Source organism: Peptostreptococcus sp. D1, assembly GCF_900112955.1.
GTDB lineage: Bacteria > Bacillota > Clostridia > Peptostreptococcales > Peptostreptococcaceae > Peptostreptococcus.
This window is the reverse complement of the sequence record NZ_FONP01000009.1, coordinates 1-16,237: the sequence shown is the minus strand read 5'-3', so window position 1 is coordinate 16,237 and position 16,237 is coordinate 1. Positions and strand designations below refer to the sequence as shown.

Annotated in this window: 15 protein-coding genes; 10 read left to right on the top strand and 5 right to left on the bottom strand. The window is 32.5% G+C overall.

The genetic code is table 11. The features are described 5' to 3' along the window. Positions 1-27: 27 nt before the first annotated feature. Positions 28-561, bottom strand: a complete 534-nt coding sequence (locus BM120_RS07330; protein WP_177187398.1) for a DUF4364 family protein — start codon at positions 559-561, stop codon at positions 28-30. 238 nt (positions 562-799) lie between these two features. Here BM120_RS07330 and BM120_RS07325 point away from each other — a divergent pair, with 238 nt between their 5' ends. Beyond that, entirely contained in the window at positions 800-2,050 is a 1,251-nt protein-coding gene (locus tag BM120_RS07325) for a D-alanyl-D-alanine carboxypeptidase family protein (RefSeq protein WP_143076521.1), read from the top strand. Positions 2,051-2,184: 134 nt separating this feature from the next. Here the strand turns inward: BM120_RS07325 and hflX (BM120_RS07320) are convergent, their stop codons facing one another. Next, on the bottom strand, positions 2,185-3,480 hold the full coding sequence (gene hflX / locus BM120_RS07320) for a GTPase HflX (protein ID WP_091994520.1): 1,296 nt from the start codon (positions 3,478-3,480) through the stop codon (positions 2,185-2,187). Between the two features lie 13 nt (positions 3,481-3,493). Next, positions 3,494-4,801 carry a GTPase HflX gene (hflX, locus tag BM120_RS07315; protein ID WP_091994519.1) on the bottom strand — a complete coding sequence of 436 codons (1,308 nt, stop codon included), beginning with the start codon at positions 4,799-4,801 and terminating at the stop codon, positions 3,494-3,496. 296 nt (positions 4,802-5,097) lie between these two features. Here hflX (BM120_RS07315) and BM120_RS07310 point away from each other — a divergent pair, with 296 nt between their 5' ends. The 3 genes from BM120_RS07310 (at position 5,098) to rpsD (ending at position 7,815) form a co-directional block, all read left to right on the top strand. After that, entirely contained in the window at positions 5,098-5,385 is a 288-nt protein-coding gene (locus BM120_RS07310) for a cysteine-rich small domain-containing protein (RefSeq protein WP_091994517.1), read from the top strand. Positions 5,386-5,388: 3 nt separating this feature from the next. Continuing rightward, entirely contained in the window at positions 5,389-6,924 is a 1,536-nt protein-coding gene (gene cls / locus BM120_RS07305) for a cardiolipin synthase (RefSeq protein ID WP_091994515.1), read from the top strand. Between the two features lie 285 nt (positions 6,925-7,209). Next, positions 7,210-7,815, top strand: a complete 606-nt coding sequence (gene rpsD, locus BM120_RS07300; protein ID WP_091994514.1) for a 30S ribosomal protein S4 — start codon at positions 7,210-7,212, stop codon at positions 7,813-7,815. A gap of 179 nt (positions 7,816-7,994) precedes the next feature. On the opposite strand, the gene BM120_RS07295 is transcribed toward rpsD, so the two are convergent. Then, a complete protein-coding gene (locus BM120_RS07295; RefSeq protein ID WP_091994512.1) occupies positions 7,995-8,411 on the bottom strand; it encodes an NUDIX domain-containing protein in 417 nt (138 codons plus the stop codon). Positions 8,412-8,465: 54 nt separating this feature from the next. Continuing rightward, the gene (locus tag BM120_RS07290; RefSeq protein WP_091994510.1) at positions 8,466-9,143 is read right to left on the bottom strand and encodes a HEAT repeat domain-containing protein; all 678 of its coding nucleotides are present in this window, start codon (positions 9,141-9,143) and stop codon (positions 8,466-8,468) included. Positions 9,144-9,456: 313 nt separating this feature from the next. Here BM120_RS07290 and BM120_RS07285 point away from each other — a divergent pair, with 313 nt between their 5' ends. From BM120_RS07285 to nadE, 6 genes are all read left to right on the top strand, one after another. After that, positions 9,457-11,490, top strand: a complete 2,034-nt coding sequence (locus BM120_RS07285) for a cell wall-binding repeat-containing protein (RefSeq protein ID WP_177187397.1) — start codon at positions 9,457-9,459, stop codon at positions 11,488-11,490. 109 nt (positions 11,491-11,599) lie between these two features. Further along, the gene (locus BM120_RS07280; RefSeq protein WP_091994508.1) at positions 11,600-12,610 is read left to right on the top strand and encodes an SPFH domain-containing protein; all 1,011 of its coding nucleotides are present in this window, start codon (positions 11,600-11,602) and stop codon (positions 12,608-12,610) included. Next, on the top strand, positions 12,610-12,825 hold the full coding sequence (locus BM120_RS07275; RefSeq protein ID WP_091994506.1) for a type II toxin-antitoxin system antitoxin: 216 nt from the start codon (positions 12,610-12,612) through the stop codon (positions 12,823-12,825). Before BM120_RS07280 ends, BM120_RS07275 begins: the two co-directional genes overlap by 1 nt. A gap of 60 nt (positions 12,826-12,885) precedes the next feature. After that, the gene (locus tag BM120_RS07270; RefSeq protein WP_091994505.1) at positions 12,886-13,959 is read left to right on the top strand and encodes a CPBP family intramembrane glutamic endopeptidase; all 1,074 of its coding nucleotides are present in this window, start codon (positions 12,886-12,888) and stop codon (positions 13,957-13,959) included. Positions 13,960-14,113: 154 nt separating this feature from the next. Then, positions 14,114-14,755 (top strand): YigZ family protein, encoded by a 642-nt coding sequence (locus tag BM120_RS07265; protein ID WP_091994503.1) that lies wholly within the window; start codon positions 14,114-14,116, stop codon positions 14,753-14,755. A 12-nt stretch (positions 14,756-14,767) separates the two neighbouring features. Further along, entirely contained in the window at positions 14,768-15,523 is a 756-nt protein-coding gene (gene nadE, locus BM120_RS07260) for an NAD(+) synthase (protein ID WP_091994502.1), read from the top strand. Positions 15,524-16,237: the final 714 nt, after the last annotated feature.

The following is a 16,237-nucleotide window of genomic DNA, read 5'->3' as shown; positions in this document are numbered from 1 at the left end:
TTGGTGTTTCTGTATTCTCCTTTTGTGTTATATGAGACCGAATATATTCAAAATCTTTAGATATTCTTCGTTTCCAGATTTTACCCATTTACTGGAGATTCTTTTTGCATCATCTTCATTTTCAACTAAAAAACTAGTTTTAAAAATCTCTGAAGAGCCTTTTGTAACTGAAGCTACAACAGTATAGTTAAAATCATAATTTTTATCGTAGTCTGCCTTAAACATAATCCTCTCTGTGAAAATTTCATCGTAATTTTCGTCTATATACTTGTCTATTTTTTTTATAAAATAGTCGGGTATTCTGTCAATAAATGATGTCAATACTTCGAGTCCATTCTGTGTTATCGAATATAAAATAGTACCATTTTTTTTATAGGTTGTTACTATTTTGGTTTCTATCATATTTTGCAGGAGTGACATAAGCGTAAAATAATCCAGTATTTCGGTACTAAGGATTACATTTGCGAGCTGAGCATCGGTCATATCTTTTTTTATCTTATTTAAGGTATATAGTATTGTGAGTTTTTCTGTTATCAGTTCATCAAAATTCTTATCAAACATGGTGTACCCTCCTAAAATCATAATCATATAATATAATTTTAAGTTAAGAGATACTTTATGTCAAACAACAAAAGTAACAGCTTCAAAAATTTTCAATATTATTTTCAAATTGTTACCTTTGATGTTATTGAAATTATTGTAATTGTTACTTATTTTGTATTGTATTATTGAATTTTATATTGTAAGATATATTTGATATTAAATTGAGAGGTGTTTGGATGTGAATCAAAATAGGATTATGTTCTTTCGGAAGGTGGTAATAGCTTCTGTGATGTCATTGGTATTATCATGTCAATTCGCAATGGCTTCATATGCTGAGGCTACTAGATATAATGACTCATTTTCAAGATCGGCAATAATTTCAGATATAGATACTGGTAGGATTATCTATGAAAAGAATGCTGATAATGTGCAGTCGATGGCAAGTATTTCAAAGGTTATGACATTGCTAATAGCATTTGATGCAATAGATTCAAAAAAAGCTTCAGAAGATGATATAGTTACAATTGTACAATCGGATGTAAACCGATATGGCACTCATATGGAATTGGTTGCTGGCGATAAGGTAACTCTGAGAGAGCTTATGGAGGGAATGATGTTGATTTCAGCCAACGATGCAGCGCTGGCAATTGCAAGACATATAGGTGGAAGCTATGAAAATTTTGCGAAATTAATGAATAAAAAGGCTGTCGAGCTGGGAATGACAAATACAAAATTTTATAATCCAAACGGACTTCCAGAGAAGATAAACTATGATGGCAGGGTAATGTCTGTTGAGAATGAAACGACAGCGAGAGATGTATTGAAACTATCTTTTTGGATATACAAAAAATATCCAAATAAATTGATTAAAATAACCAATAAATCTCATTTTACTGGTGTTGCAAAAAAAATAAATAAAGAAAATACTAATCCTTTGATTCCGCTAATAAGCAGTGTAGATGGATTAAAGACGGGCTTCACAGACAGTGCTGGGTATTGTCTTGCGTATTCGATGATTACTGATAAGGGAAATGGTAATGATTATAAAAACAGGTTGGTAGGTGTATCTCTTGGAGCACCTAGTAAAGACGCTAGAAAAAGCACGACATTTAATGCATTGACTTACATCGCAAAGCACTACAAAACAAAGCTTTTGTATAGTAAAAGCTCAAAGATTTCAAATACGAATTTAGGAGGTCTATCAATTTTTAATATTGATGTTTCTTCAAGAAATGAAATAAAGGTAATGAAAAAGGATACTGAAAAAATAAAGCAGAGTATTAGGTACAACACTGTTAAATTGATGGATAATAACGACAGTCCGATTGGAAAAATGGTATTAAAGGATAAATATGACAATGTCATTTCCGAGAGTAATATATATACGGAAAAGCCACTCGAAAAGCTGCCTTATTTTGACAAGCTGAAGGTTTCATTTTCTGCAATATACTCAACCTTACTTGGCATAGATAGCAATGGTGAATATCCGGTTTTTAAATTATTTTAAAAAATAAAGGCTCGCAGCATTCCTTGTCGATGTGTTGTTTTCAAGACTAGTATATTCTAGCTTATTTTGGAGAACACAGCAATTTTTGGAATGTGCGAGCTTTTTTAGTTAAATACATATTTTTGGTGTAATTATTATTTAGCTATAAGCTCTTTATATTTATCAAGCTCTGACTGATTCATAACTAGTCTAAGCTTTATTCCATCATTCGTCATTTCAAAATCTTCCATTTCAATTACTCTGTTAGATCTTATTTCATTGAAAGCTTCATATTTTGAATATGGTATAAGAAGAATTTCTTCGTAAGACTTTTGGAATAAATTTGACTGAATAGCATCTAGCAATTTATCCATATTGTAACCACTTTTTGCTGAAATGTATATTTTTTCGTCTGTGCTTTCAGGAATGACATCAAGCTTATCTGCCTTATTGTAAACAGATATTTTTTTCTTGTTTGTAACTCCAATTTTTTCAAAGGTATAATCCATAATATTTTTCTGGATATCCTGTCCATTAGAGCTTGCATCGAAAACGTTGATGATAAGATCGGCATAGCTTATTTCTTCAAAAGTCGATCTAAAGGCAGTTAGCATTGGTCTTGGAACATCGCTTACAAATCCTATCGTGTCAACAACCAAAAAGTCTTGTCCGTTTGGTAGAACGGATTTTCTTAAGGAAACGTCCATTGTTGACAGCATCTTGTCTTTTACCACTATTTCGCTTTCTCTTGTATAATCTGAATCTAATTTCATCAATTCGTTGATAATAGCGGATTTTCCTGAATTTGTATATCCAGTAAATGCAACGAGCGGAAGATTTTTTCCTAATTTTTTTGATCTCTGGACAAATCTGTTTTTTACAATGACACTCAAATCGATTTTGATTGACTGAATTTTTTCTTTTATAGCTTCCTCATCAGTAAGAATTCTGTTTCCGAAGGGGTTATTTACACATATTCCAGAGCCGTATTTATATATTCCCTGAAAACCTTCCAATCTATCTAGTCTATATGAAAGCTGCGCTTTTTCTATTTCAAGTTTTCCCTCTCTTCTATTGGCTCTATTTGCAAGTATGTCTAATAGAAGCATCGTTCTGTCTACAACCTTTACACCAGATAATTCCTCGATATTTTTGATCTGTGTTCCAGTTAATTCGTCTATAAATACGAGCATATTTGCATCTAAATCCTTTAGCTGTCTGATTACATAGTCCAAGGTTTCCTTATCTAGATAGTAATCTGGATCGATTTTTTGGTGAAGTATCAGCTCAGCTCTTACATCTCCTCCGGCTGCTTGAACGAGCTCCTTCAATTCCACCATAGATTCCTCAACTGATGTAGCATGGATGATTATGTCCTCGGCTACGGCTATAGTTATACCGATTTCATCGAATTTGCTTAGATCTTTTTGCGAAATAATTAATTTTTCCATAGGGACCTCCTGATTATTTTATATATTTTTTATAGCTATTGTAGTCCATTTCATCTAAGGATACTATTAGATCGATACCTTCAGCAGTATATTCAAATCTGTCCAATACGTATTTGTCCTTGATTGAGCTGAAGATATTACCTCTTTCAAAAGGTAACAGCAGATTTACATTGTATGTTTTCTCCATAATCGACTCTTGAATTAGATTCATCAGCTTGTCTATATTTATTCCATTTTTTGCAGAAATATAGACGATATCTTTTTGGTTTTTCGGATAAATATCTAATTCCAGCTGATCTATTTTATTGTAGACTGTTATAGTTTCTTTGTCATTAGCACCCAAGTCCTTTAACACACTTTCTGTAGTCAGCCTTTGAATATCTGAGCTTTTATTAGTGGCATCAATAACGTGAAGAATTAAGTCAGCATATTTTACTTCTTCCAAGGTTGCTTTGAATGCTTCAATTAAATCATGTGGAAGCTTACTTACAAAACCAACAGTATCTACTATTAGAAATTCTTTTTTATTTGGAAGAGCAGACTTTCTCAAAGATACATCAAGGGTTGCAAATAGCATATCCTTCACAAATACGTCTTTTTCCTTTTCATATTCTGGATGTTTTTTTATTATCTCGTTGAGTAATGTTGATTTTCCGGCATTTGTGTATCCTACCAGAGCCACTATTGGAATATTATTCTTTGCTCTTTGAACTCTTTGAGTTTCTCTATTTTTTGAAACCTCTCTTAATTCCTCTCTGATGCTTGCCGCTCTGTTTAGGATATGTCTTTTATCCTTTTCTAATTTTTGTTCACCTGGACCTCTTGTACCTATACCTGCTCCAGTTCTACTCATATGTCCACCCATGCCGTACAGTCTAGGTAATCTATATTTTAATTGTGCAAGCTCTACTTGCAGCTTTCCCTCTTTACTATGTGCTCTTTGTGCGAAAATATCCAATATCAAAGTTGTTCTGTCGATTATTTTTTTTCCAACAATGTTTTCAATATTTCTTATTTGAGCACCAGACAACTCGTCATTAAAAACAACCATTGTAGCATCTAGGCTTTCGGCATAGTTTTTTATTTCTTCTATTTTTCCGCTTCCCAGGTATGTGGCAGCATCAATTGTGGATCTGTTTTGAGTCAAATCACCGACAACCTCGCCACCAGCAGCCTTTACTAGCTCTATAAGCTCCTTCATTGAAGCTTCAATATCTATTTCTGATTTTCGCAAGCTGTTCGACGTAAGATTAAGACCTACGCAGAGGGCTTTCTCTCTCTGGTTTATCATGTCTTCATTATTTATATTTAAATCGTTCATATCATTATATACTATGTAGTATCCTCCTGTTTTTGAGTCTAAAGTATTTACCAAGAGCATCCATTCTTAGATGATGTTGGTAAATTTACAATAATTATACCACAATTTTATTGATATATAGCTATATAATTGATAAAATAAACAGTAATTTAAACAAAAGTTACTTTGTTTGGTGTATAATATATGTACCGAAAAACAAATTATAAAATTACGCAAAGAGTTCATACTATATTATAGTTGAATACGATTACAAGAAAGGATTTGGTTTAGATTGAATCTAAATAAAGGGTTATTATATGAAAAAATATAAATTTTTTAGTCATGCTGAATGCGAATTTTTTCCATGTCACAAATTGGAAGGTAGTAGTTTAAAAAAAGAAAGCTTTAATTGTCTATTCTGCTATTGTCCTCTTTATGCACTGGGTAAGAAATGTGGCGGAAACTTTTCTATAACTGAATCTGGTGTGAAGGACTGTACAAATTGTTTATTGCCACATGTAAGAGATAACTATGATTATATTATCTCAAAATTTAAAGAAATTGTTGAGGCTACAAAAATAGTTGAAAGAATGGGGGCTGAGTAATAAGTGGAAGATAGACGTAATGGAATTAGAAGGGGGATAGTGGCTGGGATAGCCTTAATTGTTCAAGTATCATGGATTTATTTTATGTTTTACAGACTTAGCAGTTACTATCAGTTGGTGACTGTAATAACACAGCTTCTATCGGTTGTTTTAGCTCTTAAGGTATACGGAAAACACACTAACGCAAATATTAAGATGCCTTGGATGTTTTTTCTTTTAGTTTTGCCATTAGCTGGTGTTATTTTTTATACATTATTTGGAAGTAGGTTTTCACGTTTTTTTACGAAAAGAAGATATAAGTCGATTTATGGAATATTTGACAGTATTTTGATATCTGATAGATCGGTTTTAAATGAGCTTAGAGAAAGAGATAGTGTTGCCTTTGGACAGTCATATTATATAAGCAAGCATGGAAAAATGCCTCCATATAAGGGGAATAAAATCAGGTATTTTAGTGAGGCTTATGAGGGGATAGCTGCTCAAAAGGAAGATATGAAAAATGCGAAAAATTTCATATTTATGGAATATCACGCAATTGAAGATTCGGAGTCATTTAGAGAGCTTGAAGATATTTTGGTACAAAAGGTCAAAGAAGGTGTTGATGTTAGAATACTCTATGACGATATGGGGAGTATTGGCTTTGTAAATACTTCATTTACGAAAAAACTCAAAAAGAAGGGGATTAATTGTAGGGTTTTTAATCCAGTGATACCTATTTTGAACATCTTTATGAATAATAGAGATCATAGGAAAATAACAGTCATAGATGGCAAGATTGCCTATACTGGTGGATATAATATCGCCGATGAATATTTCAATATTGTAAATCCATATGGATATTGGAAAGATACGGGCGTGAGAATAGAAGGTAGGGCGGTAGATAATTTTACAATAATGTTTTTGGAAATGTGGAATTCTATTAAATTCGACATAAATAAAAAAGAGCATATTGATAGATTGTTGAATCAAGCAGATTATTTTGAGGGTGAAGAGGGAATTGTCCAGCCATTCTCAGAAAATCCACTATATGAGGAAAAAGTATCGAGAAATGCATATATTAATTTGGCAAAGAGTGCCAATGACTACTTGTATATTATGACTCCATATTTGATAATTGATGATTTATTAAATGACGAATTGACAATGGCTGCAAAAAGAGGAGTGGATGTGAGGATTATTACGCCAGGTATCCCAGACAAAAAAGTAATATATAGCATGACTAGATCATACTATGCTGCACTGGCGAGAGAGGGTGTAAGAATTTTTGAATATACACCGGGATTTATGCATGCAAAGCAACATATTGCCGATGATAAATACGCAATTATTGGAACAATAAATTTGGACTATAGAAGTCTATATCTACATTTTGAAAATGGTGTTTTCATTACTGACAATCCTGTGATTTTGGAAATGAAAAAGGATTTTGAGAGTGTTTTTGAGCAATGTGAGGAGGTTACACATAATTACTCATCAGATAGATCGACTGTACTGAGAATTAGGCAGTGTATTTTGAGGCTGTTTTCACCATTATTGTAATAGCTGTTAGAATCATAGCTTTAGAAAAAAGGTAAAATTCTCGAAGTTAATTTTTGGGAAAAAGCTGATATTATTATATAATAGTATTTACAATTGTTGTAAAAAATGGTATAGTATTAATGCTGTGAATTACAGCATAGAGGCATAGCCTTTAAATGGACAATGTAGCAAATATATCTAAGACAGTTAGTCTTTGCGGCTGAAATAGTATGTTTACACATCCATTTTCGTGGACAATGCACAAGGTGTGCATCCAAATTATTATTTTAAAAAGGAGAAAAAATTATGTCATCAATTACAAAGGGACCTAAGTTCAAATTGTCAAGAAGACTAGGACTTAATGTTTGTGGTCATCCAAAAGCAATGAACAGAGCGGGAAAGGGAACTGCTAGAAGTGATAAGAAGCTTTCACCATATGGACAGCAGTTGCTAGAAAAGCAGAGATTAAGAGCTTACTACGGAATTTCTGAAAAGCAGATGAGAATTTATATGAAGAAGGCTCAGAATTCTAAGGAAACAACTGGTAATGCAGTTATAAAGACTTTGGAATGTAGACTAGATAACCTAGTATACAGAATGGGTCTAGCTAACTCAATCAGACAGGCAAGACAGATGGTAGGTCATGGAAACATCCATGTAAATGGAAGAAAAGTTGATATACCTTCATTCATTGTAAGTGTTGGAGATGAAATATCACTAAGAGAAAAATATAGAACTAATCCTTTATTCAAGGCTAATTTTGAGGCTGCTTCACTAAGCGAATACCCTTATTTAACTAAGGATCAGGCTAATTTCTCAGCAGTTCTTTCAAGAATGCCGGAGAGAGATGAAGTGCCAATTGAAATCAATGACGCACTAGTAGTCGAATTCTACTCTAAGTCATCACTATAGGATAAAAAAAGTATTTTGCAGTATTCGCCACTATGGCGTCTACTGCATTTTTTATTGAAATAATAAGCTATTTGTAATATTTCTATGAAATCACAAATAGATAATCCATAGGCTGTATTTTTTATAGCTAAAAATAAGCTATAGTAATCATAAGTATGATAACTATAGCTTAATTCTTGTTATTTTTCTTTTTTATAGTTTTTATATTTCTTATACGATACATCAACCAATGATTTTTCCTTACTATGTGTAAGCATTTCTAACGCATCTGAAACCTTATAGAAACCACCCTCTAAAAACTCTTTAGAAATTTCGGTTTCAATATTTTCAGCCTCCATAACATACCACATTATGGCATTACAAACTCTTTGATTTCTACTTCTTGAGAAGAATTCATAAATGGTGTCTCCTGCGATATCCAATATCTTAGGAGCTACTCCCGTTTCTAGCTTTACTCTATGAACAGCACTTTCATGAGGCAGTCCTTCGCCAACTATTTTTCCCTTTGGCAACGTCCACTCACCCTTGTCATTTTTAACCAACAATACCTTATTTGCATAAAAAACAACTCCACCAGAACAACGTCTAACTATCATTTTGAATCCCTCCATTTTCCTTAGTAATATTACTATACCACGCAGCTACGCGGTTTATTTGCTGATTGTGAATTTCTGCTTCAATTTTATAATTGATTCATCGCAGGCACGTAGCACGTACCTCTTTTCAAAATCAGACTTGTTTTTGATTACATTTTCTAAAATTCTCAAGCTGTTTCTTGTTCCAATTTTTCCAAGATACTTTGCACAGTATTGTCTGATTTGTGGATTGGAATCTGACAATCCCATTTCAATATACCTACAACTATCAGAATTACCAATTTTTCCCAATGCAGAGTAAGCTATACGCCTTAAATTAGAATGACCTTTGTCAAGAAGTGGATAGATAATGTTAAGAAATCTATCATCCTTTAGTTCTCCAACAGTCCATACCAATACCATCAAGTCTTCAGCGTTATCAGTCTTTAGAATGGATTTATATACCTTCATTTTAAATGATTCCAATTCGTTTTTTGGCACTTTTTTTATAAAATCCAATCTTTCCTCTTTTGATAATGACAAATACTTTTCTATGATATCACTTTTCGGTGTATCGGAGGATTTTCTAACTTCTCTCAATCGTGTCTTTGCCAATATAAGATCCTTATTAACAGATTCTTCTGTCATATTTCTTATTCTGGATATTTGTGGAACTGTAAAAGAATCTGCATAAAGAAGATAAGTAATAAAGTAATCCTCTAGGTCGTCGACATTTTCCCATCTTATTACCAATTCTATTCCTCCTAATAATAAATTTTATCTATCGAATAACAAATTCTTTTATTCAATATAACTTTTTAAAAATTTAGAAAATTATTTTCTTTCCTTTATTATATCATCATAGAAAGCTTTAAACAACGTTTTCAAGACAAAATTTAAAAAAATTTCATACCTATTTTTATGGACATCTGAATACTTGTGACAATAATTGCTGTAATTGAATGGGAACAATTGGTTACTGTTATGATATAATTGTATATACAGGTAGAAATGCCTGATAGCAAGAGGGAGTTCAAATAAATATTATTTTGAAATGAGGTGTAATATGAAAAACAGAGTAATAAAAGCTATGACAATATCGTTGTCTATACTAGCTATAGCTGGAATAAAAGTAAAGGCAGATGGTATTAATTTTGAAAGGATATCTGGTGGCAATAGATATTTGACCGCCATCAATATCTCTAGAAAAATCGAAAATAAAAAGGCTGTGCTCCTTGTAAATTCAAAAAATTTTATAGATGCCTTACCGGGAACAGTTTTAGCAAATTCCTGCGAGGGTGTAATATTATTGACTAGAGAAAATAATTTGGATGATAATACAAAGAGAGAAATTGACTTGATAAAGCCTGAAAAGGTCATAATACTAGGTGGTTATAGCTCTGTAGGTAAGGAAATAGAAGATGGATTAAAAGGACAAGGAATTCAAGTTCAAAGGATTGGGGGTGCTAGTAGATATGAAACATCTGTGTTAATTGCGGATGAAATAGAGAAAAACACAGATGTTAGCTCTTATATCGTGGCAGCAAATCCAGCCGATTCTGTGTCATCTACTGCTTTGGCTAGAAATACAATGCCTATCATATTGATAGATGATAGAAATATACCTTCAAAATTGATTAATTCTAACCTAGATAAGATTGTAGTGGGAGGAGAAGGCTCGATTTCTGGCAATACATTTAAAATGATAAAGGCTTCAAGAAGAATAAGTGGTAGTGACAGATATAGAACATCGTTAAATATTGCTAAGGAAACTGGATATACAAGCTCCATTATTTCGAATGGAAGAGCTCTGATAGATGCCTTAGCATCTGGAACACTTTCATTTGGCTACGATAGCTCTATACTTTTGACAAATAACAAAAATTTAGATTCGGACATAAAGGAATATATAAAAAATAAAGAACGAATATTTGTCGTTGGTGGAGAAAATTCTGTGTCTAGTAAATTATTTTCGATGGCATCAAACGATGGCAATCCAGACTCGTCAATTGGAGATAAGGATATGAATACACCTAGAAGTAAATTAAAGCCGACGAACAGAAATACTTATGAATATTGGAATTACTATAACAAATATGATAATACAGTGTTGTATTCAGCAGAAGAAATAGAGCGAATTAATCAGTCGAATATTCAGCGCTCAAGCTATTTATATAATATATACGCAGAGAATGCTTCTGAGTTTGGTGTGATTGCTAGAAGAACAATTATAAAAGAAAAGCCTATGGGTAAAAACTATGTCGATCCAAACACCTTTGACGATTATTCATCACTGTCAGGACTTTTCCCTTGGGAGCCTATTGCGATAAATAAATACAATTCCGACAAATCGTGGGCATATATAACCTCTGTAGACTATCGCGGATGGATTCCGACAAAAGATATAATGAAGGTTTCCAAGGAGAAGCTAATTGAATTACAAAATCAAAGCTTTATAACCGTTATCTCAAGACAAATCAGAGATAGTCAAGGATATCTTTTGGATATGGGTACGAAATTGCCATTATTGAAAAAAAATGGGGACAACTACATTGTATCCATGCCGATATCTGGAGATGGGTATAGGGTTAGAAATATTGAGATAAATAAGAATGATGCGACAGAACGCTTTTTGCCGTTCACTCAAAGTAATGTAATAAAGCAGATGCTAAAATTCAATGGTGAAAAGTATGGTTGGGGACATAGCAATAGTGCCAGAGACTGCTCTGGCTTTATAAGAGATGTATATAGGAGCTTTGGAGTGATAATTTCTAGAGATACCTCCACGCAATCTAAGGATATTATTGGAAGTACTGTGAATTTTAACATTTCTGGTGGCTATAATGCAAAAAACAATTTGTTAAAGAAGCAAAAGCCAGGTTTTTCAGCAATGTATTTATCTGGACACACAATGCTGTATTTAGGTGTTGATGAAAATGGAAGGACATACATGGTACACCAGTACGGATATAGAAAAGAGAATGGAAAAAATATAGCTGTCTTTAAAAATGAAATATCACCTACATCAATTTTGGATAAAAATAATAGAATATTTCTAGAGAATGTATTTTTGGTAAAAGATTTTTCAAAAATTAGATAGAATATGCTATTGACTGCAAAACATCTTTTTGATATCATTATGATATCGAAAAGATGTTTTGTATTTTTTTCTTTATTTTTTAGCAAATATAATTAATGGAGGTGTTATTATGCAAGAAAAAGAATTAAAGGCTATGAATGGACTGGGGATGTTATTTTTACTTATTTTAGCATTGGTAGCAGATGTTGGATTATTCATAAAGGTTATTGGAGCTGAAAATATTTTCGGTGCTACTAAAGCGATATTTATTTTTTTACTGATTTGCCTTATGGTAGTTATATTTATCTGCTTTGCAGGAATCAAGGTCATAAAGCCTCAAGAGGCATTGGTAATGACTCTTTTTGGTAAGTATACTGGTACAATTAGAAAAGAAGGAATATATTTTGTAAATCCATTTTCTGTCTCAGTTAATCCTGCTGCATCTACGTCCTTGAGACAGAGTGGCGATGTGAATAGAAAGAAAACAGATGTGAATATTGAAGGTGTTGAAGTCAATTCTCCCTCTAGCAAAAAGATATCCTTAAAGCATATGACTCTAAACAATAATAGGCAAAAGATAAATGACTGTTTGGGAAATCCGGTAGAAATAGGGATAGCAGTCATTTGGAAGGTTACAGATACTGCGAAGGCGGTCTTTGAAGTAGATAACTATATGGAGTTCCTATCGCTTCAATGTGATGTTGCATTGAGGAATATCGTTAGAATTTATCCGTATGATGTAGCATCTAATGTTGATACTACAGGTGATGGAGAGCCAGATGAGGGTTCATTGAGAGGTTCAAGTGAAATAGTGGCTAAGAGAATTAAAGATGAGATACAAAACAAAGTAAATCAAGCAGGTATAGAAATAATTGAAGCTAGAATAACTTATTTGGCATATGCACAGGAAATAGCAGCTGTTATGCTACAAAGACAGCAGGCTTCTGCAATAATAGATGCTAGAAAAATGATTGTTGATGGTGCTGTAGGTATGGTTGAAATGGCAATTGATAAGCTTAGTGAAGGAGGCAAAGTAGAGCTTGATGAAGAGCGAAAAGCTGCAATGGTATCTAACTTATTGGTTGTTCTTTGCGGTAATAAAGATGCACAACCAATTGTAAATTCAGGAAGTCTTTACTAATGGAAAAGGATACAAAAAAACAGGTTCCACTAAGAATTTCCTCCAAGCTTTATAGCCAGCTATCATCATGGGCAGAGGATGATTTTAGATCTATAAATGGTCAAATTGAATATCTATTGACCTTGTGTGTAAAGCAAAGAAAAAAAGACGGAAAATATGTGTCAGAAGAAATTGATGAGGAAATGGAAATAAATTTAGAAGAGAGTGATTTGTAGCTATTTATTAAATGAAATGAAATAACATTGTTGAATAATGTGGTTATTTCAGAGGGGGTTATGAAGGATAGTATGTTGAATGGAGTTAATATTGAGGATAATAGTAATGATATTAAGGAAAAATCAAAAAATACCGAAAACAATGATTTAATGCTTTTTATGTTAATATCATTTTTAATACCATTTATAATGGCAATACCACTTTATCTTGCAAAAGAAAAAGGGCTAGATACAAGTATATATCCATCTTTACAGATGTTTATACCAGCATTTGCAGTTATGTATATATTATTCAAAAATAAATATATAAAAAAAGATAGCAATATGTTCAGTTTTATGATTTTATATATAATATGTGTTGTAATACTATGTGTAACTGCAATATTGTATCCATTTGTCGGAGAGAGTATATCGTTTATTACAAATATAGTGATGATATTGTCATCTATAGTTGGAATATCATATCTTTGGGTGATGGATAAACACCTGAAAGAAAAAGCAGGGTTTTCATTAGATTCAAGAAAAAAAGTATTGATTGTCTCTTTGATATTTATAATACTGTTTTTTTCTAGATTTTTGATAGTATTCTTAATAGAAAAAAATTCTATTAAAGAAATCATATCAGAATTTGGTGTTGACAAAGTATATGCTTTATTATCATTAATACCATCATTTTTCCTAGTATATATGCCATTCTTTGGTGAGGAGTACGGATGGAGATACTATCTTCAACCTGTATTACAGAAAAAATTTGGGATGGTAAAAGGGGTAATCCTTTTAGGCGTAATTTGGGGACTATGGCATCTTCCACTTAATATATTGTTTTACTCGGATGGTAAGACTTGGATGTTTAGTGTTTGTATTCAGATTATTTTTTGCATAGGACTGTCTGTATTATTTTCATTTGCATATGGATACACCAAATCAATATGGTCTGTAGTAATTATGCATTTTCTAAATAATAATCTTGTAGGTGTTTTTTCAAACTCAATAGAAAATCAGTCATATGACGTAGAGAGTATAATTGCCACTATAGCAGTAGTTGTTTTGACTCAGCTTTGGTTTGTATTTAGTAAATATGTGAGAAATGAAAACTTCAGGATGCCAACAATATATGAAAGATTTAATAGTTAATTTAAAAATAAATATATATCGACCTCAGAAATCACAACTGAGGTCGATATTTCTGTATAAACGAACTAGAGTAAAATAAGTATTGAGTTTTTGAAAATACGTCTCTGTTTGTGATATAATAATTTCTAAAGGATTTATAGAAAGGGGTTGCTTTATGGATAACTTCAAAACACTTAATTCATATGGTAGCGATGAATATATTGTTGAAAAATCAAGATTTATTGGCCATGCAAAGCCAGTTCAGACAGAAGAAGAGGCTAGAGAATTTATTGATAAAATAAAGCAAAATTATAAAGATGCAACTCACAATGTATGGGCGTATACAATTGGTCAAAGCATGAATATTCAACGATATAGTGATGATGGTGAGCCTCAAGGAACTGCGGGAATACCGACTTTGGAGCTGATAAAAAAGGAAGATTTACGAAATGTAGTAGTTGTTGTTACTAGATATTTTGGTGGTATTAAACTAGGTGCAGGAGGGCTTGTAAGGGCATATACCAAAGGTGCAAAGCTTGGTTTGGATGCTGCTAAAATCGTTGAAAAAAGACCTTTTGTGAGCGTTGAAGTAGAGCTTGAATATACGTTATTGGGTAAAATACAAAATGAGTTATCGAATAATAATTATTTTGTAAAAGAGATAGAGTATGCTGATAAGGTAAAGATTAATGTTTTCTGTGAATCGGAAAAAACAGAGGGCTTAAATAAAATGATATTAGAATTGACAAATGCAAATGCAAGGGTGTCTTTTGGGGATGAGTTTTACTTGTCTGTTGTAGATGGAAGAATTATTTAAAGGAGAATTGTTATGTTGACTAGAAAAGAGAAAATTGAAAAAACTGTTGATTGGATTAGAGAAAAAGTAAAAGAAGCTAATTGCAGAGGTGCTGTAGTAGGTGTATCTGGTGGAATAGATTCAGCAGTTGTAGCTTATTTGTTGAAAATGGCTTTCCCTGAAAATTCTTTGGGCGTTATTATGAATATAAAATCAAATACTCAAGATAGGTTAGATGCTCTAAAGGTTATTGAAGGCTGTGGAATCGAACATATCGAATTGACTTTGGATGAGCCACAAGGAATTATTCTTGATGCTGTGTGTGGGCAATTGAAGGAAAAGGGGCTATTCATAGAGGGGAACGAGAAGATAACAGATGCAAATTTGAGAGCAAGAGTTAGAATGGCGACTGTGTATGCTGTTGCAAACAATCAAGGTTATTTGGTTGCTGGTACTGACAATGCTGCTGAAATACTAACTGGTTACTTTACAAAATATGGAGATGGCGGTGTTGATTTTTTGCCGATCGCCAATCTTACAAAGGCAGAGGTATATGAATGGGCAAAAGAGCTTGGAGTACATGAGGATGTAATTAAAAAGGCTCCATCTGCGGGACTATGGGAAGGTCAGACGGACGAAAATGAAATGGGAACTACTTACAACTATATAGATATGGTTGTTGAAGGAAGAAGAGACGAGGTTCCTGAAAAAGACCTGGAGATAATCGATAGGCTAAATAGAATTAGTGAGCATAAGAGAGTTCCAGCACCAAAGCCACCAGTATTTTAGATATGGTTTGAAATTTGTATTTTAAAAAGAGACTATGAAAAAAATGCTTTAGAACATTTAGAAGATGTTATGGAAAAATGGGGAGTTAAATATACTAATTTTTATATTTTCTGTATACAAATTTGATGAAGTAATCACTTCTGTAAGTTTTGACTACATGGTATCTAGCTTCTAAAATATGAGATAAGTATCTTTGCTTTTGTGTTATAATATTATTCATAGAGAGAATTCCTTTCATTTTTGATTTGTGGTTACTTCAATTATACAGGATTTTCTCTCTTTTTTTATTATTTGTTTCATATCGATTGTAATATTACAAATTTTAAGTAACAAATATGAAAAATAACACTGGAAAAAATTAAATGAATTTGATATAATATACAAATAGAAATTTATGTGAAAAGAGTGGACAAGGATGGATTATTTGAACACAATCGTTAGACAGACAGACAGACAGACAGACAGACAGACAGACAGACAGACAGACAGACAGACAGACAAATAGCTCTGTCTTTTTGTAATATAATTTTTTGTGATTGGCAAGAATATTTACCTGATGGATAGGTATGTATTCTTGCCAATTTTTTATTTCAAACATACAAAAAAATAGGAGCTTTACAGCGATAATTTATAAGAATATCAGTTGAGGAGGAAAAAATGAAAGAGAAATTTAGGTCAATATTGATATCATTATTGGCATTTTTAATAAGCGTG

What these genes read in the sequence shown, in the direction of transcription:
- nadE (WP_091994502.1), top strand. Translation starts at nt 14,768, where the DNA reads ATGTTGACTAGAAAAGAGAAAATTGAAAAAACTGTTGATTGGATTAGA.
- BM120_RS07325 (WP_143076521.1), top strand. Translation starts at nt 800, where the DNA reads ATGTTCTTTCGGAAGGTGGTAATAGCTTCTGTGATGTCATTGGTATTA.
- BM120_RS07275 (WP_091994506.1), top strand. Translation starts at nt 12,610, where the DNA reads ATGGAAAAGGATACAAAAAAACAGGTTCCACTAAGAATTTCCTCCAAG.
- hflX (WP_091994519.1), bottom strand. Translation starts at nt 4,801, where the DNA reads ATGAACGATTTAAATATAAATAATGAAGACATGATAAACCAGAGAGAG.
- rpsD (WP_091994514.1), top strand. Translation starts at nt 7,210, where the DNA reads ATGTCATCAATTACAAAGGGACCTAAGTTCAAATTGTCAAGAAGACTA.
- BM120_RS07330 (WP_177187398.1), bottom strand. Translation starts at nt 561, where the DNA reads ATGTTTGATAAGAATTTTGATGAACTGATAACAGAAAAACTCACAATA.
- BM120_RS07265 (WP_091994503.1), top strand. Translation starts at nt 14,114, where the DNA reads ATGGATAACTTCAAAACACTTAATTCATATGGTAGCGATGAATATATT.
- BM120_RS07310 (WP_091994517.1), top strand. Translation starts at nt 5,098, where the DNA reads ATGAAAAAATATAAATTTTTTAGTCATGCTGAATGCGAATTTTTTCCA.
- BM120_RS07285 (WP_177187397.1), top strand. Translation starts at nt 9,457, where the DNA reads ATGAAAAACAGAGTAATAAAAGCTATGACAATATCGTTGTCTATACTA.
- BM120_RS07270 (WP_091994505.1), top strand. Translation starts at nt 12,886, where the DNA reads ATGAAGGATAGTATGTTGAATGGAGTTAATATTGAGGATAATAGTAAT.
- hflX (WP_091994520.1), bottom strand. Translation starts at nt 3,480, where the DNA reads ATGGAAAAATTAATTATTTCGCAAAAAGATCTAAGCAAATTCGATGAA.
- BM120_RS07295 (WP_091994512.1), bottom strand. Translation starts at nt 8,411, where the DNA reads ATGATAGTTAGACGTTGTTCTGGTGGAGTTGTTTTTTATGCAAATAAG.
- BM120_RS07280 (WP_091994508.1), top strand. Translation starts at nt 11,600, where the DNA reads ATGCAAGAAAAAGAATTAAAGGCTATGAATGGACTGGGGATGTTATTT.